Genomic DNA, 19,671 nt, shown 5'->3' with positions numbered 1-19,671 from the left:
GCTTTAACCAACGGGTGCTTTCGGGCACCCGTTGCTTTATGAGCGATGCTCCAGTGCGTAATCCAAGCCTGCTACAACCGCCACAGCCTGTGCTTCATTGCACTGCTTCACTGTGGCACGTGGGCTATCAGGATAGACCTCGGTGGTGGTGGTGTAGCGTGCCCCGGTAATCCCTGCGCATAGGCCAAGCTTGACCAGCGGGTAGCGAATCACCCCTTCGGCAACTACGGGCGAACCGATGATCGTGGCATCCATATCCGACATGGCGATATGCGTAACCTTGGCTACAGCCAAGATGATGGCATCTTGGAATGCAGGCTGCGGGTTTTCGGTGTCATCCACCAAATAAAACCCGTCTGGAATGGTGCCAGGCTCGAACGGCTGGCCGTCGCGCGCAGCCAGTGATGGGCGGAATTCTGACTCATCACTATCGGTGGTTTCGTGCAGGTCGATATGCATCAGGAACTGGCCGCGCAGTGGCTGCACAAGATTCCATAGTGCCGCCGACTCTTGCGCAGGGCTATCGGCATAAAACGAGCGATTTGGGTCAAGCGCAAACGGGTTCCAGCGGTGAATGCGCTCATAGCCCCAAGGCGAGACGCAGGGTGCCACGATCAGGTTGACCTTGCCCGCATAACGCTCGGCATAGGTTTCAAGAAACAGCAGCGCACCGTGTACACCGCTTGTTTCGTAACCGTGCACGCCCCCAGTCACCAGCGCCGTGGGCAACGCGCCATCCCAATTCTTGCTGAGTAGCGCAAACAGCGGGTAGCGGCCGTCTTCGGCATAGTCCAGCTCGCCATATTGGGTGACATGGAAACGCTCACGCAGTGCGTCGACCTTGCTCACCACTTCATCGGTATAGCTGCGCTTTTTATGCTGCAAGACGCGCCACTGTTTTTTTTCGGCATCACCCCACGGGGTGCCTGGGGTACCAATGTTCTGAAACGATTGTGCGGACATGGAAAACCTGCGGGGGAAAATCAGTCCGTCACTTTACCACCACGCGCATCTTTCCCGCGTCGTTTAACCGCTGCATTCACCGCAACAATTAGAAGCGAGCTGCTCCACATCTTTCGGCGGGTAACCTGCAGCGGTTAACACACCTGTTAGCTCTAGCGCGCTCATCCACACCGTGGCGCGCAGGCTGCCATCGTGCTGATCCAAATCCACGAATGCGGCGGGGTCTGCGTCTTGTAGCGCATCGGTGACCACCGCCATATCGGGTGTATCTGTCGCTAATTTGATACGAAATTCCATACGATTCACCACGTTAAAACACGCGCCATGCGACGCGTGTTTAATCCTGCGCCTAGATGTGTAAACGCAATCTGACTTATGTCAACTTTTACTGCGATTTACAACATGCGTTTTAAGGTGTCGTCATGGCGGCCGTAGTGGTGCCAGAACGCTGCAACGATATGCAGACCAATGACCCAATAGAACACGCTACCGATAGTTTTATGGATGTCTTCGAGGTTTTCTGCAAGATCCTTATTTACAGGCAGCAGGGCAGGAAGCGCGATATCGGTAAGCGGCAGCATGACCTGCTTGCCATCCGTCCATACCGTCAGCATGCCAAGGATCGGCATGACGATAAAAAATGCGTACAACGCGAGGTGGGTGAGCTTTGCCAAAACGGCACTGAACTGATCCAGTGCTGGGGTAATGGGTGGAGCACCACTGCGGAAGCGGCTTCCGAGCCGCCACCAAGCCAGCACAAAAATGCTGATCCCCATCCAGTAGTGCCCTTGCACCATCATGGCGCGCTCCGCTGATCCGCGCTGAAACAAGCCGCGTTGTTCAATCAGCACATAAGCCAGAAGAATCAGCACTGCCATCAGCCAGTGTAGGCGGCGCAGCGTTGGGGCATAGCGAGGGCGTTGCGTTGTGTTCATTCCAAAGTCTCCGAATGTGTACCCGATAACGCCCAAGCCATGTTAGGCGCGCATAGATTTCAGCCTTGCCTGCATTCCCATTGACTGCCAGACCTCGCCCGCTGCATTGGCGGTGAGAAGATCCACCGCCAAATGATGTTTACTCCATTCGACCGCAGCAGAGCCCCCCTGCACCATCAGCGCGCTGCCCCAACCGTTGACTGCCTCCACATTGCGTGCAAACAGCGTTACGCCGTGTACGCCCTGCGTTGGCCAGCCCGTCTTCGGGTTCAATACATGGTGCATCCGGCGGCCATCGTGCATGAAGCTGCGCTCATAGTCGCCGGAAGACGCCACAACGCCATAACCTTCCACCTCAATAACGCCTAGCATCTGCTCTGGTTGACGCGGATCGCGCACACCCACGCGCCACGGACGCCCAGCGAGGCGCCCCATTGCTAATACGTCACCACCACCATTGATTAGGGCATTACCCACGCCTTCTTGTTTCAAAACACGCAGGCCCGCATCCAAAATCGGCAGTTTGGCAATACCGCCCAAATCAAGCGCCATCGCAGGCTTCGCGAGGAAGGCGGTTCTGGTGCGGGCATCTAGCTGTAGATGCTGCCCGCCAACATGGCGCAGCTCTGCTTGAATTTCTGCCGCCGTGGGCATGCGCTGTGCGCCCGGCTCAAACTGCCAACCAGAGAGCGCACCAACGGTTGGATCAAACGCACCAGCGCTTTCCTTGAACACCCGTTGCGCGTTTTGCAAAACGGCGAACATCTCGGCAGGTACGACCACCGGGGCTTGGCCTGCGGCCGCACCAATGCGCTGCACAACGCTACCGGTTTGATACCGGCTCATCATTGCTTCTAACCGCTGCATTTCTGCAAATGCTTTATGCATCGCGGCTTGTAACAGTCGGACATCGCCACCGTCGGTGACGATGTCCACTTGGGTGCCCATGAGTGTGCGGCTTGCACGCTGAGGGCCGGAGCTGGAATTTCCTCCACGCACCACCCACGGCAAAGTGCCAAACAAAGGCAGCGCCATTGCAAAGCGTCGCCGCGTCCATTGCCCTAGCTGCATTTCACTGCTCATGACACCCTCGCTACAACTTATTTCGATTGCGCAACCATAAAGTCGGCAGCCGCCTTCACTTCATCATCCGACAGCGACATATTGCCGCCCTTGGCGGGCATCACACCGGCTTGGCCAGTGAAGCCTTCAATGGCGTGCTTATGAATGGTTTCTTCACCCTGTGCGATGCGTGGGCCCCAATCGGCCTTATCACCCGGCTTCGGCGCACCGGCTAGGCCGCTGGCGTGGCAGAGCGCGCAGGTGGCGCCATAAATTTTCTTGCCATCTACAGCGCCCGCTTCAGCGGTGGCTTCTGGGGCTGCATCTGCAGCCGGTGCAGCTTCGGCCGCTGGGGCTGCCGGAGCTTCTGCAGCCGGCGCTTCAGCCGCGGGAGCGTCTGCTGCAGGTGCGGCATCGGCCGGGGCCTCACTTTTACCGCAAGCCACCAGCAGCATGGCCGAAACAGCCAGTGTTGCAGTCAATGGAATCAGTTTCATCGTTTTATTTCCTTCAATTTAAGAGCTAAGTAAAAAAAACCGTATCAATTTCAACGCGGCCAGTTTAATGAGCAATTCCCCGTGAAGATTTGACTCTAATCAAATCAGGCACCTAATTTGTAGTCCACTATGCCGCCCAATTACAGACCGATTTCTAAAACAACCCCCGAAAGAGGCCTACCATGAGCGACAAAAAGGAAGACCCGAGCAACAGCAATGCCGGCATGAGCCGCCGCCGTTTTATTGGCACCACGGCCCTTGCAGGCCTAACCTTGGGCGTTGCTGCGTGCAACGACAAAGACGCCCCCGCCGCTGGTGACAAAGCCGCAACAGGTGCTGGTGCTGGCCACGCAAGCGGCACTGAAATTAAGCCCGGCGAACTCGACACCTATTACGGCCTGTGGAGCGGCGGCCATAACGGTGACATGCGCGTACTCGGCCTGCCTTCGGGCCGCGAAATTCATCGCATCCCCTGCTTCGTGCCAGACGCACTGGTGGGCTGGGGAATCACCAATGAATCGAAGGAAATCATGGGCACCAAGCCCGATGGTTCGCTGCGCTATACCGTGGCCGACACCCACCACACCCACGCTTCGTACAAAGATGGCAACTACGACGGCCGCTACGCCTGGATCAACGACAAGATCAACAGCCGTATCGCGCGTATCCGTTTGGATTACTTCACCTGCGACAAGATTACCGACCTGCCGAACGTGCAGGGCTTCCACGGTATCTTCCCGGATAAGGCAGACCCGGTGGATCCGGCGATCAACTACACCACCCGCGTGTTCTGCGGTGGTGAGTTCGCCATTCCGCTGCCGAACGATGGCACCGACGTCAACGCTCCGGAAAAGTACCGTTCGCTGTTCTCCTGCGTAGATGCGGAAACCATGGAAGTGCGCTGGCAGGCGTTGATCGACGGCAACTGCGATCTCGTCGCCACTTCGTATGACGGCAAGCTTGCTGCGACCAATCAGTACAACACCGAAAACGGCATTCATTACGAAGACATGATGTCGGCTGAACGCGATGCCTGCGCGTTCTTCCACATTGCACGTATTGAAGAAGCGGTGAAGGCGGGCAAGTTCAAGACCTACGGCGACTCCAAGGTGCCGGTGGTTGATGCAACGCATGAATCCAACAAGGACCCGAAGACCGCGCTGGTGGGCTATGTTTCAGTGCCAAAGAACCCCCACGGCGTGAATGCTTCTCCCGATGGCAAGTATTTCATCTGCGCAGGCAAGCTCTCGCCCACCACCACCACCATTGAACTGAGCAAGGTGCTGGACTGGTTCGATGGCAAGATGGAAAAGCTCGACGACGCCATCGTGGCCGAAGTGGAAGTGGGCCTGGGCCCGCTGCACACCGCATTCGACGGCCGTGGCAATGCTTACACCACCTTGTTCCTCGACAGCCAAGTGGTGAAGTGGAATGTGGAAAAGGCGATTGCCTTCCACAAGGGTGATAAGAAAGCGCAGTACGTGGTGGACCGCATCGACGTGCATTATCAGCCGGGCCACATCAATGCCTCGCAGTCGGAAACCAAGGCGGCAGACGGCAAGTACCTCGCCGTGGGCTGTAAGTTCTCCAAGGACCGCTTCCTGCCGGTTGGCCCGCTACACCCGGAAAACGAGCAGCTGATCGATATTTCTGGCGAAAAGATGGTGTTGATGGCCGATCACCCGGTGCGTGGCGAACCCCATGACTTCATCATCTTCAAGCGCGATATTGTCAAGCCGAAGCAAGTGTATAGCCTCGACGAATCTCCGCTGGCAGTGAAAGATGCGAAGGAATCAGGCGTATTCCGCGACGGCAATAAGGTCACGGTGAAGCTAACTTCGCAGGCTCCGGCCTTCTCCATGCGCGAGTTCACGGTGAAGAAGGGCGACATCGTCACCCTGATCTTGACCAACCTCGACAAGGTAGAAGATCTGACCCACGGCTTCGCGCTGCCGAAGTACAACGTCCAGTTCGTCATCAACCCGCTGGAAACCAAGTCGGTGACCTTTGTGGCCGACAAGCCGGGCGTGTTCTGGGCCTACTGCTCCACCTTCTGCCATGCGCTGCACTTGGAAATGCGCACCCGCATGATCGTTGAAGGTTAATGCCCCACCCTGCAGGTGCTGCGTTCGCGCAGCACCTGCTTCGCCATACCGGATAGTAGCGATGCCCCCACTCGCCAAACGACTCCTCACCCTTTGGGTGGTTTTATTTTTTTCTGTCGCGCTGTCGTTTAGTACACGCGCTACGGCCCCAACCAGTGCTGGCGCTACCGCCTATGAAGCCGAGCTTCCTGCGGAACTTGCCACTGCACCTGATATGTGTGCCTTGGTTCCGTGTAAGGACGCATTTCCCGGCGCCACTTATTTCTCTCATCGTAAAGGCCAACCGCCTTACGTTGAAGCCTATGACAACAATAGCCCGCAAAAGAAACTGCTGGGCTATGTGATGCTGTCCACCGATATCACCGACACGCCTGCCTACTCGGGCAAGCCGGTCATCACCCTTATTGGCATGGACACCCAAGGCCGCTTTGTGGGCGTGAAGGTGCTCAAGCACTCCGAGCCTATCTTGCTGCTCGGCATTCCCGAATCGGCGCTGGTCAATTTTAATAACCAATACCTCGGCAAATCGGTTAAAGATTTAATTGAAGTGGGCCCGTCGCGCCCGGATGAAAACGTCATTGGTGTGGACGCGATTTCTGGCGCCACGGTGACGGTGGTTGCGCAAAACCAAGTCATCATGATGTCGGGCGCTGCGGTGGCGCGCCAAACCGGAATTATCGAGCCAACGGTTCGCAATCAAGCCAAATATATCGCTGCAGACACCAAGTACAGCTGGGCTGAGCTGGTGAAGCAAAAGCTCGTGCAACGGCTGTTGGTGAAGCCTGAAGAAGTGGGCCTGCCGCGCAGCAGCACGCCGTTTATCGAACTCTGGTTTGGCGATCTTAACCAACCGGATGTTGGCCGCAGCCTACTTGGCAACAACGCCTACGAGCGCCTGCACGACAGCATGCAAGAAGGCGAAAACGCGATTTTCGTCATCCGCACCGCTGGCGAAGAATCGTTCAAAGGCTCTGGTTTTGTGCGTGGTGGCATTTATGACCGCGTGCAGGTCAAACAAGGCGCGGATTCGTTTACCTTCCGTGACCTAGACGCCGTAAATCTGTATGGAATTGATGCAGAAGGCGCCCCCCGTTATACCGAAGCAGCGATCTTTATCATTCGCTCGCATGCGTTCTCCGCCGCCTATCCGTGGAAGCTCGCCTTCCTCGGCAACCGCGTCGATCGCGCCACCGGACACCGCAGCTTTGCTGTCTTCGAAGCAAAATACTGGCTTCCGGCCAACTTGCTCGAAGGTGGGCGACCGAAGGTAGAAGAAAATGCGGCGCCGTGGGTGCGCATTTGGAAATCGCAGCCGATCAAAATTGCGCTGTTCGCACTGCTGCTGATTGCCGTGGCCGTGGTGTATGCCTATCGCGAAAAACTCACGCGCCTATCCACGCATAAGAACAAGTGGCCGGTGAATGGCTTCAAGTACACGTTCTGGACGATCAGCGTGTTCTTCATCGGCTTTGGCCTCATGGCGCAGCCGTCGATCACGCAAGTTCTGACGTGGTTCCATTCCATTTTGTTCCAGTGGTCGTGGCCGCTCTTCCTCACCGATCCTTTCATCTTTCTGTTCTGGATCTTCATCATCGTCACCGTGTTTCTATTCGGACGCGGGCTGTTCTGCGGCTGGATGTGCCCGTTCGGCTCGATCCAAGAAACCATTTACAAAGTGGCACGCTTCGTGGGCCTTGGCCGCTATCAGACCAAGCTTCCACAGAAATGGCATGACCGTCTGAAGTGGTTGAAGTATGCGATCTTCTTCTTCCTGCTCAGTGTTTCCTTGTTCTCGATGGGGCTTGCCGAGAAGTTGGCGGAAGTAGAACCGTTTAAGACCACCTTCCTTGTGGGCGTAATGAACCGCGCTTGGCCATATGGCCTGTTTGTGGCGGCCATCTTGGGCGTGTCGATTTTTATTGAACGCCCTTACTGCAAATACATCTGCCCATTGGGCGCGTCGCTGGCCATTCCCAGCACCTTCCGCTGGTTTGGCCTAAAGCGCAAACAAGACTGCAACACATGTAAGGCCTGCGCCGTAGGCTGCGGTGCACAGGCGATTGATAGCGATGGCCGTATCGACCACCGCGAATGCTTGCACTGCCTTGACTGCATGATCCTTTACACAGACACCAAGGGCTGCCCGCCGCTGGCGGTAGAGCGTAAGCGCCGCGAGAAGGCCTCTATTCCGCTGACGCTGATTGCCGATAACGGTTATTTTGAACCCGTTGCGCCGCTGACCTACGCCGACCAAATTCTGCCGAAAGCGCGCGGCGGCGTGGACCCGCGCATGCCCACCGATCCCACTCTGCCTGCGCATAAACACGACGTCGGTGTGTTTGAGTGGATCTGGCTGGAACTACGCGACCATTTGTGGCCGTGGAGCCGTGAAGGTTGGCATAGCAAGCGTGCGCTACAGGTCACCGGCCTTGCGGCGGCTGCCGCTGTCACTATGGCGTGGATACTCACCGCGCTCGGGCATCTGTCTTCCGGCGCGATCATCGGCTGGTGGTTTGGCTGGAGCTTGTATGAAGTGCTCATTCGCCTATCTGGCCGTCGCTATGTGAAAGATGGCCCCTGGTGGCGCGATAATTACCGCATCGCCGGAGTCTTCGACATGATTAGCTACGTCAGCTTCAAAAACCTAATGATTGGTGCTGCCTTGTTCCTTGCCTTCAAATCAATGGGCTGGCTGATCACATGACATCTGCTTTGTTCCGGCTGGTGCTCGCTGCGGGTCTATCTTTTACAGGTTTATCCTTGAGCAGCACCAGCTGGGCCGCCACCCACACTGTTCGCCCCGGTGACGATCTCGCCGCCATTGTAAAAACGGCACAAAGCGGAGACGTGGTTGAAATTCAGCGTGGCCGCTATACCGCAAACCTGCTCATCGACAAGCCGCTGACCCTGCGCGGGCTAAACCGCCCTACCCTTAGTGGTGGCAAGCAAGGTGACACCATTCGCATCACCGCACCGGATGTAGTGATTGAAGGGTTGATCGTGCGCGATTCAGGCGATGATCTAAAAGCGCAGAACGCTGGCATTTATATCTACCCAGGCGCGCACCGAGCGATCGTGCGCAATAGCGATCTAACCTACAACCTGTTTGGCCTGTGGATTGAAAAAGCCGATGACGTGCTGATCGAGCACAACATCATCACCGGCCTGCGCGACTACGACTCGCCTCGGCGCGGCAACGGCATTCAGCTCTACAACACCAAGGGCGCGAAGATCCTCAACAACAACATCAGCTTCGTGCGCGATGCGCTGTATGTGGACGTGTCACACCACGCACTATTCAAAGGTAATAAGCTGCACCACAGCCGCTACGGCACCCACTACATGAACTCCTACTACAACCTGTGGGAAGACAACGACACTTACTACAACCGTGGTGGGCTGGCGCTGATGGAAGTGCGTAACCAAGTGGTGCGCAATAACCGCGCTTGGGGCAATTCCGACCATGGTATTATGCTGCGCACCCTGCAAGACTCGGTGATCGAAGGCAATGTGGTGGCAGGTAATGACCGTGGGTTTTTCATCTACGACGTGGAATATGTCACCTTAAAAAACAATCTCGTGGTGGATAACCGCGTGGGTGTGCATATTTCGGCGGGCTCGATCAATAACCCTGTTAACGACAACGACTTTATCTCCAACCGCGAACAAATCCGCTACGTGGCCTCTAAAGATGTGTTGTGGGGCGAACAAAGCGGCAACTATTGGAGCAACTACCTCGGCTGGGATCGCAATGGCGACAGCAAAGGCGATGTCCCTTATGAAGCCAACGACATGGTGGATCGCCTGAACTGGCGTTACCCCAGCTTAAAGCTACTGCTCTCTAGTCCTGCCATCCATGCACTGCGCGTGGTAGGCCGACAATTCCCTATCTTGCGCGCCCCCTCGATTGTAGACCCCAATCCGCGCATGGAACCTACGCACCAAGATTGGAGCCAATGGCGTGACAAGCACTTCCCCGGCCACTGACGGCATGGCGATCCGCCTGCACAACGTGCACAAACACTTTGGCGCGCTACGCGCTGTTGATGGCGTGAATCTCGACATCCCTCAAGGTGAGATTTTCGGCCTCATCGGGCATAACGGCGCCGGCAAAAGTACTCTGTTCAAAATGATGCTTGGGCTGGAAACCGCCACATCCGGTGACATCGTGATCAATGGTGCCGCCGTGCAAGGCAAGCACTTCCGCGCAGCGCGCCGACACATGGGCTACCTGCCCGAGAACGTGGTGCTGTATGACAACCTCAGCGGCTTAGAAACCCTGCATTTTTTTGCACGCCTGAAAGCCGCGCCGCTGGAGCAATGCCAGCCACTGCTCGAACGCGTTGGCCTTGCCCATGCAGGCAAACGCCCCGTGCGTGAGTATTCCAAAGGCATGCGTCAACGCCTTGGGTTTGCGCAGGCACTGCTTGGCAGCCCGCGCGTCTTATTTTTGGACGAGCCCACGAACGGCCTTGATCCACAAGCTATTCGAGATTTCTACGAAATTTTGCGCGGCCTGCAACAAACCGGCGTCACGATCATCATTACCTCGCATATCTTGGCTGAACTGCAAGAACGCGTGGATCGCCTCGCGATTTTGGTCTCCGGAAAAGTGGAAGCGGAAGGCAGCGTGCAGGCGCTGCGCGAGCACACTGGGCTTCCGATCACTATTGAATTAGATCTCCCCGCAGACGTGCAAGCCGCCGCACGCCAAGCCATTGCACCCTTCGTACAGCAAGAGGCAGAAACCATCGCCACCGGGTTACGCCTGCAGTGCGCACGTGAGCACAAGATGGCGCTCTTAGCCGCACTTTCACCGCTGCAGGGCCAGATTCAAGACCTGCGTCTGTTGGAACCTTCGCTTGAAGATATGTTCTTCGGCATTTCTCACTGAGCACGTTACGCCTATGGAATTCACGCCTATTTTTACCGTTGCCGCGAAAGAGTTTCGCGACCGCATGCGTAACCGCTGGGTACTGGCCATCGCGCTGGTCTTTACCCTGTTCTCGCTTGTGATCGCCTATTTCGGCGGCGCGCAGCAAGGGCAAATTGGGTTTCGTTCAATCGAATTCACCATCGCAAGCTTGGTAAGCCTAGTCATCTATTTAATCCCTCTAATCGCCCTGCTGCTTGGCTTTGATGCCATTGTGGGTGAGCGTGAACGCGGCTCATTGGGGCTGCTGCTGGCGCTTCCCATCACCCGCTTTGAGCTATTGCTGGGTAAATACTTAGGCCTTGCACTGGCGCTCGCACTCTCCACCGTTGCAGGCTTTGGCGTAGTGGCGCTGCTGCTATGGAAGCATATGGATGCCAACGCGCTATTCCATTTTGGCGGCTTCGTGTTTAGCTCGGTGCTCTTGGGTCTGGCCTTTCTGAGTATTGCGGTGCTGCTGTCTGTTGTTGCGCGTGAGCGCACGCGTGCATCGGGCCTCGCCATCGGCGCATGGTTTTTCTTCGTATTGGTGTTTGACCTGCTGCTGCTCGGTGCGTTGGTCACCACCGGCGACAAATTCAGCGGCGACGTGTTTGCATGGCTGCTGTTCTTGAACCCCGCCGACGTGTTCCGCATTCTCAACGTATTTTCACTCGAAGATGTGCGCAGCATGTACGGCCTCGCCAGCGTAATTCCTGAGTCGTTGGGCAGCCCGATCACACTGGGCGGCATCATGCTGGCGTGGATCATTGCCCCCTTGCTACTTGCAAATTGGAGATTCAAACCATGACCGAACTCGGCTTCCCCCGCCGTCGTTTTTTCGGCCTAACGCTGGCACTTTCTGCGGCACTTCTTGCCAGTTGCGCCGATCAAACGAGCGCCCAAAAAACCTATGAGCCGGTTGAAATTACCACCGGCACCTCCTGCGATTTAGACGGCATGCTGCTGGCCGACTATCCCGGCCCCAAGGCGCAGATTCACTACGCCGATCAAGAACGGCCGATGTTCTTCTGTGACACCGTTGAGCTGTTCAATACACTGCTGGCGGCTGAGCAGGTGCGCGCTGTGCGCGCCATCTATGTGCAAGACATGGGCAAAGCCAACTGGGATGAACCTAAGGGCCATTGGGTGGACGCAAAAACTGCGACGTTCGTTATTGGCAGCAAACGCGAAGGCTCGATGGGCCCCACCATTGCCAGCTTCGCCCAAGCCGCTGATGCAGAAAAATTTGTAGCTGAATACGGCGGAAAAGCGCTGAAATTTGCCGATGTGACCTTAGACATGGTGGACTTGCGCGGCGGCGCGCTGCACGATAGCTCCATGTAAGCTTTAGCGATCCGGCTCCGTTCGTGGTTACCTCGTCGTTCCACGAACGGAGCCGGATGCAGTTCAATGTTCGCTCAAAAGCTCACTGAGCTGGGCGTCTTTTTCCTGCCAAAGTGCGTTCATCCAGTGCTGAAACTGCACCCGAAACGCGCGATCATTTTGGTAGTCGCCCTGCGCGATATCGGCCGGGATGGCGCGTTGCCGCACCGTCACACGCACCTCCGGCACGCGGTCACTCAACAGATCAACCAGCGACGGCCGCCCGGCCGGGTAGGCAATACTGATATCTAAAATGCCGTGTAGCCCCTGTCCCATCGCGTCCAGCACAAACGCCACGCCGCCCGATTTCGGCTTAAGTAAATGCTGATAGGGTGAACTTTGCTTCTGGTGCTTTTCCGGGGTAAAGCGTGTGCCTTCTACAAAATTCATAATCGCCACCGGAATGGCTTTGAACTTTTCGCAGGCACGCCGTGTGGCGGCAATATCACGCCCGGCCAGCGCCGGATTCTTCGCAATTTGCTTGGCGGTGTAGCGCCCCATAAACGGAAAATCCAGCGCCCACCACGCCAGCCCCAGCAGCGGCACCCAAAACAGCTGGCGCTTTAAGAAGAAGCGCAGCAGCGGGATGCGCCGGTTGAATACTTTTTGCAGCACCAAGATATCCACCCAGCTTTGGTGGTTGGCCAGCACCAGATAGTGGCCATCGCGCTGCAGCCCTTCATCCCCACGCACCGTCAACTGTGTGTTGGTAAATGTGCCCCACAGCCAGTTATTGAAGCCCACCCAGCTTTCCGCAGCCCCCGTAAGTAAAGGGTTACAGGCCCGCTTCAAACCTGCAAAAGGCAATACCAACTTGAGTACGGCAATCAGCAGCAACGGCACGACGTGCAGGCAGGTGCTCAACACGATCAGAGCAAAGATGAAGGTCAGGCGTATTTGCAGCATCGTGATCCGTGGCCAGAAGACTGGCCCCTATTGTGGCGAAAAAATCCGCGAAAATCAGTCATGCCGCTATCATAATCAGATGACACGCTATCACGGCCCACTACTGACGCTGCCCCTAGCCTCCGCACTCTTGCGCGCGCGCGACGCTGGGCAAACGCTTTGGCAGAATTCGTTCAACCTTGGTCAAAGCACTGACCAGGCCCAGCTCTTTCCCGATCACTGGCGCTATCAGGGCGTAGATTACCCCTACCCGGGCAAGCTCAAAGAACGCACGCTGTATTACTGGGAGGGGGACGCGTTTGTGCCGGTTTCGCGTTATGCGGGCAAGCTCATCAAGCTTGTGCCTACCGAATGGAGCGTGCCGACGTTTGAAATCGACGGCATCAAAATGCTGCCCACTTCCAAAGAATCACCGCTGGATGATGCACGGCGCAAAGTGGCGCTGGTGCAGCCTGCAGGCAAGGCGGTGCTCGACACCTGCGGCGGGCTGGGCTATTTCGCTCATTGCTGTTTAGACGCCGATGTAGCGCGTCTAAGCTCCTTCGAGAAAAATGAAGATGTGCTTTGGCTGCGCAGCATCAACCCGTGGTCACCCGATGTCAAAGCCCATCAAGACCGCTTCACTTTGACTCATGCCGATGTATCAGAGGCTATTCACCAACTTTCCGACGCACAGTTTGATGCAGTTCTGCACGACCCACCGCGCTTTGGTATTGCCGGTGAGTTGTATTCGCTGGCGTTTTATCAGCAGCTTGCACGCGTGCTGCGCAAGGGCGGCCGTTTGTTTCATTACACAGGCAGCCCGAACAAACTCACCTCTGGGCGTGACGTGCCAGCCGAGGTAGCCCGCCGCTTAGAAACAGCGGGCTTTAAGGCGGAAAAAGCGCTGGACGGTGTTTTGGCCGTCAAGCGCTAACCGCTTAACGCCGCACGACGCGGATCACCTGTGGGTCATCGGCGTGCTCTAACAAAAGGCGGCGCACGCGGTCTTGCCATACTTGGCCAAACGCTTTGCGAATTTCCGCTGTTGCATCTGGGGCCATCGCTTGCCCCATCAGCAGGCGCATATTGGGCGCGGGCGGAATGCTGGACAGATCCATCGACACGTCCACTTTTGCACCGGTGTCCATACGCTTGAAGCTGGCAATGCAGCTTTGGTTGCCACTGCCGTAGTGCAGCAAACCGTTGCGCACGAAACGGCCACCAATGCCGTGAAAGCCATTCTGTGCAGCCGCGCCGGTGAGTAAGGTAAACACTTGCGCGATCACCCCGGTAGTTCCTTCGCCTTCGGCACCACTCATGCTGATTTCAATCGCACCGCGTTCTGGCACTTCTTCCCCATACAGTGCGCGCAGCGCAGCGCGCACCATCAAATATGACCCGGCCACGGTGGGGCAAGAATGCCCCGCCAAGCGCACGGCGTCGGCATAGCCGTATTCCATCAGCCCGCCATCTGCCGCACCCAAAAATTCGGACAGAGGGTCACGCAGTTGGATACGCGGCACTTGAGAAAAGAATTCGGCTAGCGCCATGGCTTATTCCTCCGGTAAACCGGTAATACCGAAGTCGATCACTACGCCGCCCTGATCGCGCTGCACATAGGTCACAGTGAGGTAGTCACCGAAACGTTGCTGCAGCTGGCCAAGCAATGGAATGGGGTCGTGATCGTTGATAAAGCGCATGGTTTCGCCATTACGCAGCGCCCCTAGGGCACCAAAAATAGCGGAGTGGCGAAAACGGCGGGCAATGCCGCGCGCGTCAAAAACGTGAACATTGGGTTCTGGGTCGAGCTGAAAGGCCATTGGAATGACTCCTGTTTGCGTTAAACGCGAGTCATCCTACGCCGCCGCCACGGCATCACCCTGACCCATGTCAAGGCGATGCCTCATCGCGGTGATTTTAACTGCGCCAGTAATTATTGGCGGCAGCAATCGTCTGGAAATTGGTTGCCACAACCTGCGAGGAAGCAATTAGCGCGTTGGCGTCTTCGGCATACACCGGGCGCAGCTTGTCGCGTGCTTCGGCCGAGGGCTGGGTGTACTTCACGCCCATACGCGCTAATTTGATGGCCAGTTCAAAACCGGCCTGCGGGTTGTCGGTGGTTAGGCTGGTCAGCCACGTTTCCATTATGCGTACTCCATCACTTAAGGAAATCGCATGTTGGCCCATCCCCTCACCTATTGGCAAATCAAGCTTGCGCGAGGTGCGCCGCCTGCAATGCCAAGCGCCCCATTTTCAGCAGGCCTTGCTCGCGTTCTGCTGCAGGCATGTGCTCATCGCGTTCAAGGTGATCGCTCACCGTCAACACCGCCAAGGCTTGGAAATTCTCGCGCATCGCCAGCCCATAAAGCCCTGCGGTTTCCATCTCGATACCGGTAATGCGGTGACGACGCAAATGCGCAAGCAGCTGCGGGTCGCCATCGTAGAAACAGTCGGTGCTAAACACATGCGCCATCTGCACAGGCATGTTGTGCGCGGCCGCAGCGTCTGCCGCTTGGCGTAGCAGCGTAAAGTCTGCGCACACGGAAAGATCATGCCCACCAAAGTGCATTCGATTAAAGCGCGAATCCGTGCTTCCCGACTGCGCCAGCAAAACATCACCGATGCCAACATTCCCCACGCCGCCACAGGTGCCCACACGGATGATTTTGCGTACGCCGTAGTGACGCACCAACTCGGTGACGTAAATAGCGGTGGAAGGAATCCCCATCCCGCCGCCCATCACCGTGACACGTTGCCCCTGCCATGTGCCGGTGTACCCCAACATATTGCGACGTGCGTTGATTTGCTGCGGTGCTTCCAGCAGTTCGTTCGCCAAAAAACGTGCCCGTAGTGGGTCACCGGGAAGTAGTACGGTATCGGCAATCGCGCCGATGTCAGCTTCGATATGGGGTGAGCTCATGAGTTAACCAGTCAAAAAACAACGACCTTCTGCCAACGCAGGTAGGCCAAGATGGGTGGCAATACCCTGCCCAAGGTCGGCAAAGCTGGCACGTAAACCAAGCGGCCGCGGGTCTAGATTGGGGCCATAAGCCAACAGCGGTACGCGCTCGCGGGTGTGATCACTACCTGGGAATGTAGGGTCGCATCCGTGATCGGCACTTAACACCACGATGTCATTGGGGCGCAACATCTGCAGTAGCTGGGCAAGCCGCGTATCAAAATGTTCTAGCGCCGCGCCATAACCTAATGCGTCTCGGCGGTGGCCGAAGACGCTATCGAAATCGACGAAATTGGTGGCGATCAAAGCGCCGTCACCGGCCTGTTCCATCGCCGCTAAGGTGGCATCAAATAGCGCGTCGTGGCCGCTAGCCAGCAGTTTATGGGTTACGCCCTGCGCGGCGAAGATATCGCTAATTTTTCCTACCGCAAACACTTCTTTGCCCGCCTTGCATACTGAATCCAACAAGGTAGGACGCGGCGGCGGTAGTGCGTAGTCGTGGCGGTTGCCGGTACGCTTGAACTCTGCAGACGATCTGCCAATAAACGGCCGTGCGATGACCCGCCCAATGTTATAGGGCGCAAGCAGCTCGCGCGCGGCAAGACACACCGCATAGAGCCGTTCAAGGCCAAAATGGTCTTCGTGTGCAGCGATCTGAAACACCGAATCAGCCGAGGTATAGACAATAGGCTTGCCGCTGGCGATATGTTCTTCACCTAGACGGGCAATGATCTCGGTGCCAGAGGCGTGGCAATTCCCAAGCACGCCGGGCAACCGCATGGTTTCGATAAGCGTATCCAACAGGGGTTGCGGGAAGCTGTCATGCTCTGCTTCAAACAAACCAAACGGTTGGTCAAGCGTTACGCCTGCGCTTTCCCAATGGCCTGAAGGGGTGTCTTTGCCGCAGGCGCGCTCGTTCATTGCGCCCCATAGCGCTTCAGGTGGTGGCGCGTGCTCAAACCCCGCCGCAGCGCCTCCGGTGGAAAGCGCGTGCGCGGCCGGGAGCCCTAATCGGGTAAGTGTTGGCAAATGCAGCGCGCCGCGGGGTGCGGCCGCGCAAACCGCGGCGATATGCCCGAAGGTATCGGCCCCGGCATCACCATAAGCGGCCGCGTCTTGGGCATTACCAATACCCAGTGAATCCAGCACTAGCCAAATGGCGCGCGCCATCACTCGGCCCCTAGTTCTGCCACGATGGCGTCAAACAACGCGCTTGCGCCAATGCGGAAGCGTTCGGGTGTGGCCCAGCCTGCGCCAAGCTTGCCCTCTGCAAGTTCGATATAGGCGCGTGCATCGGCCAAGCTGCGAATGCCGCCTGCCGCCTTGAAGCCGCAGCGCCCGCCGCGTTCGGCAATCACGGTGAGCATGATATCGGCGGCCTCAAGCGTGGCATTGACCGACACTTTACCGGTGGATGTTTTGAGGAAATCGACCCCGGCATCGAGGCCCAATTCGCTCGCTTGGCGAATCAACTCCGGCGTAGCCAACTCACCTGTTTCCAGAATGAGCTTGAGTGCAATCTCGGGGCCACAGACCGCGCGACAAGCGTCCACGCCCGCACGCGCCGTTGCCGCATCACCGGCTTTGAGCGCACGCCAGGCCAACACCATGTCGATCTCGTCGGCACCTGCCGCAATGGCGCGTCGGGTTTCGCGCTCTACGCGTGCTGGGTCGTCTGCGCCTTCGGGGAAATTGACTACCGTCGCTACTTTTACGCCGCTACCGCCCAGCGCCTGCCGCGCGGTTGTAATGTGTTCGGGATACACGCACACCGCAGCGGGGCTGCCGTGCCGCCCCATCGCAGCGGCACACAGGGTACGAATACGCGCGGGGGTATCCGCTTCGCCGAGGCTCGTTAAATCAAGGAGCGACAGCACACGGGATGCAAAATCTCGGTTCATTACTGACATTACCTGTTCTCTATCTTATGGGCGTAGTGTAGGCCGTTGTTAGCGGGCAAATCTTGATCTACAGCAAGCCAACAGACGCTTTGCCAACCGCTGCACTATTCAAAAAAACTGTCTTTTATCAATACTTTGTGCTATAAAATGGGTATCTGCGACGGATTGCACACCCTTTTCGTTCACTGCAGCGGCACCTGCACTAGGTAAGCAGCCATGCCTGTTTCTAACATCAACGCCAGTACAACGCCGTGGGTGCAACTGCGCCCGCCCGCGCAAGGCGTGGTGGCCGTGACGCAGAGCGCGCCCGATGTACAAACGGTGAGCCAAACCACTCGCCCGGCATTGCCGCCTACGCAGTCGTATCCCAACTCAGATTCTCTGTTCGCTCGTCAGCGCGAACACGAGCAGTTGGCGCGTTCAAATGAAAGCAAGGCCGATGAAACCGCAAAGGGCCAAGATGGAGCCCACGCAAGCGCCGCACGCAAACCGCAGCAGCAAGCCATCGGCGCGCTCACGGCAGATCAATTGGTGCTTGTAAACCAACTCAAGGCGCGCGACACAGAAGTGCGCCAGCACGAAGCGGCGCACCAAGCCGCCGGTGGTTCTTATACGGGCGCCGCCAGCTTCTCGTTCACCCACGGCCCGGATGGCAAGAACTACGCGATTGGCGGCGAAGTGTCGGTGGACAAATCGCCTATTCCGGGGCGGCCAGAAGAAACCATTGCGAAGATGCGGGTGATCCAGCAGGCGGCGCTCGCCCCTGCTGATCCATCCCCCCAAGACCGCCGCGTGGCTGCCGATGCGGCACGCATGATGCTGCAGGCGCAAAGCGAACTGTTGCAGCAGCAAGAAGAAGCACGCACGCGCGCCGCCGAAACGCGCGACCTTGATCACCAACAACGCCAACTCAACGCGGCCAATACTTATTTCAAAGTGGCGATGGCCGATACGCCGCAAGAACCGCATAGCGGCGCCCTGTTCGCACTTAGCGCTTAGGCTTGAAACACCGACTCCAGAAGACGGAACCGCCCGGCATCGGCATCCATCTCCGCCACACCGCCTACGGGCACGATAAATTGCTCACGAATATGGCCAATCATCGCGCCGCGATACGCCGGGATATTCAGCGGCTTGATGTAGTCATCTAGTATTTGTTCTAGGGTGAGTGAGCCGTAACCTTCACCGGGGTTGCAGTCGGTACATTCGCCAAAAATAAACCCACTGAGCTTATCCAACGCCCCCATCAGCTTCAGCGTGCTGAGCATGCGATCCACACGGTACGGCGCTTCGGAAACTTCTTCTAAAAATAAAATTTTTCCACTGAAGTCTGGCATATACGGCGTGCCCGCCAGCGCAGTGAGCACGGTCAAATTACCGCCTATCAAAGCACCGCGCGCCTTTCCTTTGCTAATGGTGACCGTGCGGTTGCGCTTTTGCACAAGCTCATCACCCGCGTCTTCGCTATTGCGATACTCCACAAGCTTGCGCTCTAAAAATACGCGTTTGAACTGATCGACATTGAAGCGATTCCAGCTACTGGTGCCCATAGGCCCGTGGAAGGTTACTAAGCCTGTTTTGGTCTGCAGCGCGCAGTGCAGCGCGGTAATGTCGGAAAAGCCAAGCAGCACTTTTGGATTTTTGCGAATCATCGCGTAATCGAGCAGCGGCAGAATCCGCGCTGCGCCCGAACCACCGCGCGCGCAAATCACCGCTTTGACATCCTTATCGGCAAACATGCCGTTGAGATCGGCCGCGCGATCGGCATCACTTCCGGCCAAATAACCACGTCGATCCGCCACGTGCGCGCCCATTTTGACCTTGAAGCCCAACGCTTCTAATACCTCTTTAGCCAGTTGATAGTTGAAGCTGTCATCTGAAGCTGCGGAAGGGCTCACCAAGCCCACCGTATCGCCTACGCGCAGGGATGGCGGCAATAGACGCTGCGTCGGTGCGGTGGCTGCGTTTGAAGTATTTGAACCCAATGCCATCACCGCCGTTGCCAGTACGCTATTCCCTAGAAAATGACGCCGATTCATGACCAAAGCCACTCCATCTACGAA

General features: G+C 57.1%; 21 protein-coding genes. 8 read left to right on the top strand and 13 right to left on the bottom strand.

Going from position 1 to position 19,671, the window contains the following annotated elements:
- Window positions 1-36: 36 nt before the first annotated feature.
- From KUL77_RS01150 to KUL77_RS01130, 5 genes are all read right to left on the bottom strand, one after another.
- Window positions 37-963, bottom strand: a complete 927-nt coding sequence (locus KUL77_RS01150) for a M14 family metallocarboxypeptidase (RefSeq protein ID WP_297142484.1) — start codon at window positions 961-963, stop codon at window positions 37-39.
- Between the two features lie 63 nt (window positions 964-1,026).
- A complete protein-coding gene (locus KUL77_RS01145) occupies window positions 1,027-1,260 on the bottom strand; it encodes a hypothetical protein (protein WP_297142481.1) in 234 nt (77 codons plus the stop codon).
- 98 nt (window positions 1,261-1,358) lie between these two features.
- On the bottom strand, window positions 1,359-1,898 hold the full coding sequence (locus KUL77_RS01140) for a cytochrome b (protein ID WP_297142478.1): 540 nt from the start codon (window positions 1,896-1,898) through the stop codon (window positions 1,359-1,361).
- 42 nt (window positions 1,899-1,940) lie between these two features.
- Entirely contained in the window at window positions 1,941-2,981 is a 1,041-nt protein-coding gene (locus KUL77_RS01135) for an FAD:protein FMN transferase (protein ID WP_297142475.1), read from the bottom strand.
- A gap of 17 nt (window positions 2,982-2,998) precedes the next feature.
- Entirely contained in the window at window positions 2,999-3,457 is a 459-nt protein-coding gene (locus KUL77_RS01130; protein WP_297142472.1) for a c-type cytochrome, read from the bottom strand.
- A 182-nt stretch (window positions 3,458-3,639) separates the two neighbouring features.
- Between KUL77_RS01130 and nosZ the strand changes: the two genes are divergently transcribed.
- The 6 genes from nosZ (at window position 3,640) to KUL77_RS01100 (ending at window position 11,821) form a co-directional block, all read left to right on the top strand.
- Entirely contained in the window at window positions 3,640-5,562 is a 1,923-nt protein-coding gene (gene nosZ, locus KUL77_RS01125; protein WP_297142469.1) for a TAT-dependent nitrous-oxide reductase, read from the top strand.
- Between the two features lie 61 nt (window positions 5,563-5,623).
- Window positions 5,624-8,266 carry a NosR/NirI family protein gene (locus KUL77_RS01120; RefSeq protein ID WP_297142466.1) on the top strand — a complete coding sequence of 881 codons (2,643 nt, stop codon included), beginning with the start codon at window positions 5,624-5,626 and terminating at the stop codon, window positions 8,264-8,266.
- Window positions 8,267-8,322: 56 nt separating this feature from the next.
- Window positions 8,323-9,549: a nitrous oxide reductase family maturation protein NosD gene (locus KUL77_RS01115; protein ID WP_297142464.1), complete on the top strand. Its 1,227-nt coding sequence runs from the start codon at window positions 8,323-8,325 to the stop codon at window positions 9,547-9,549.
- Window positions 9,524-10,456 (top strand): ABC transporter ATP-binding protein, encoded by a 933-nt coding sequence (locus KUL77_RS01110; protein WP_297142460.1) that lies wholly within the window; start codon window positions 9,524-9,526, stop codon window positions 10,454-10,456. The genes KUL77_RS01115 and KUL77_RS01110 overlap by 26 nt, the downstream gene beginning before the upstream one ends.
- A gap of 13 nt (window positions 10,457-10,469) precedes the next feature.
- Window positions 10,470-11,285, top strand: coding sequence for an ABC transporter permease subunit (locus KUL77_RS01105; protein WP_297142456.1), 816 nt, complete (start codon window positions 10,470-10,472; stop codon window positions 11,283-11,285).
- On the top strand, window positions 11,282-11,821 hold the full coding sequence (locus KUL77_RS01100) for a nitrous oxide reductase accessory protein NosL (protein WP_297142453.1): 540 nt from the start codon (window positions 11,282-11,284) through the stop codon (window positions 11,819-11,821). Before KUL77_RS01105 ends, KUL77_RS01100 begins: the two co-directional genes overlap by 4 nt.
- Before the next feature lie 63 nt (window positions 11,822-11,884).
- Here the strand turns inward: KUL77_RS01100 and KUL77_RS01095 are convergent, their stop codons facing one another.
- Window positions 11,885-12,766 carry an acyltransferase gene (locus KUL77_RS01095; protein WP_297142451.1) on the bottom strand — a complete coding sequence of 294 codons (882 nt, stop codon included), beginning with the start codon at window positions 12,764-12,766 and terminating at the stop codon, window positions 11,885-11,887.
- A gap of 79 nt (window positions 12,767-12,845) precedes the next feature.
- Between KUL77_RS01095 and KUL77_RS01090 the strand changes: the two genes are divergently transcribed.
- Window positions 12,846-13,682, top strand: a complete 837-nt coding sequence (locus KUL77_RS01090; protein WP_297142445.1) for an MnmC family methyltransferase — start codon at window positions 12,846-12,848, stop codon at window positions 13,680-13,682.
- Window positions 13,683-13,686: 4 nt separating this feature from the next.
- Here the strand turns inward: KUL77_RS01090 and KUL77_RS01085 are convergent, their stop codons facing one another.
- The 6 genes from KUL77_RS01085 to deoC form a co-directional block, all read right to left on the bottom strand.
- Window positions 13,687-14,298 (bottom strand): hypothetical protein, encoded by a 612-nt coding sequence (locus KUL77_RS01085; protein ID WP_297142442.1) that lies wholly within the window; start codon window positions 14,296-14,298, stop codon window positions 13,687-13,689.
- Window positions 14,299-14,301: 3 nt separating this feature from the next.
- Complete coding sequence (locus KUL77_RS01080) at window positions 14,302-14,568, bottom strand: DUF2249 domain-containing protein (protein ID WP_297142439.1); 267 nt, start codon at window positions 14,566-14,568, stop codon at window positions 14,302-14,304.
- Window positions 14,569-14,665: 97 nt separating this feature from the next.
- Window positions 14,666-14,893, bottom strand: coding sequence for a hexameric tyrosine-coordinated heme protein (locus tag KUL77_RS01075; RefSeq protein ID WP_297142436.1), 228 nt, complete (start codon window positions 14,891-14,893; stop codon window positions 14,666-14,668).
- A 61-nt stretch (window positions 14,894-14,954) separates the two neighbouring features.
- Window positions 14,955-15,668 (bottom strand): purine-nucleoside phosphorylase, encoded by a 714-nt coding sequence (gene deoD, locus KUL77_RS01070; protein WP_297142434.1) that lies wholly within the window; start codon window positions 15,666-15,668, stop codon window positions 14,955-14,957.
- A 3-nt stretch (window positions 15,669-15,671) separates the two neighbouring features.
- A complete protein-coding gene (locus tag KUL77_RS01065) occupies window positions 15,672-16,877 on the bottom strand; it encodes a phosphopentomutase (protein ID WP_297142431.1) in 1,206 nt (401 codons plus the stop codon).
- Window positions 16,877-17,608: a deoxyribose-phosphate aldolase gene (gene deoC, locus KUL77_RS01060; protein ID WP_297142428.1), complete on the bottom strand. Its 732-nt coding sequence runs from the start codon at window positions 17,606-17,608 to the stop codon at window positions 16,877-16,879. The genes KUL77_RS01065 and deoC overlap by 1 nt, the downstream gene beginning before the upstream one ends.
- A gap of 216 nt (window positions 17,609-17,824) precedes the next feature.
- On the opposite strand from deoC, the gene KUL77_RS01055 reads away from it, so the two are divergent.
- The gene (locus tag KUL77_RS01055) at window positions 17,825-18,607 is read left to right on the top strand and encodes a putative metalloprotease CJM1_0395 family protein (RefSeq protein ID WP_297142426.1); all 783 of its coding nucleotides are present in this window, start codon (window positions 17,825-17,827) and stop codon (window positions 18,605-18,607) included.
- Here KUL77_RS01055 and KUL77_RS01050 read toward each other — a convergent pair.
- Window positions 18,604-19,647 carry an LD-carboxypeptidase gene (locus KUL77_RS01050; RefSeq protein ID WP_297142423.1) on the bottom strand — a complete coding sequence of 348 codons (1,044 nt, stop codon included), beginning with the start codon at window positions 19,645-19,647 and terminating at the stop codon, window positions 18,604-18,606. The genes KUL77_RS01055 and KUL77_RS01050 overlap by 4 nt on opposite strands.
- Window positions 19,648-19,671 lie beyond the last annotated feature (24 nt).

The sequence above is a fragment of the Thermomonas sp. genome (assembly GCF_019104945.1).
Lineage (GTDB): Bacteria > Pseudomonadota > Gammaproteobacteria > Xanthomonadales > Xanthomonadaceae > Thermomonas.
This window is presented reverse-complemented; position numbering and strand designations above follow the sequence as displayed.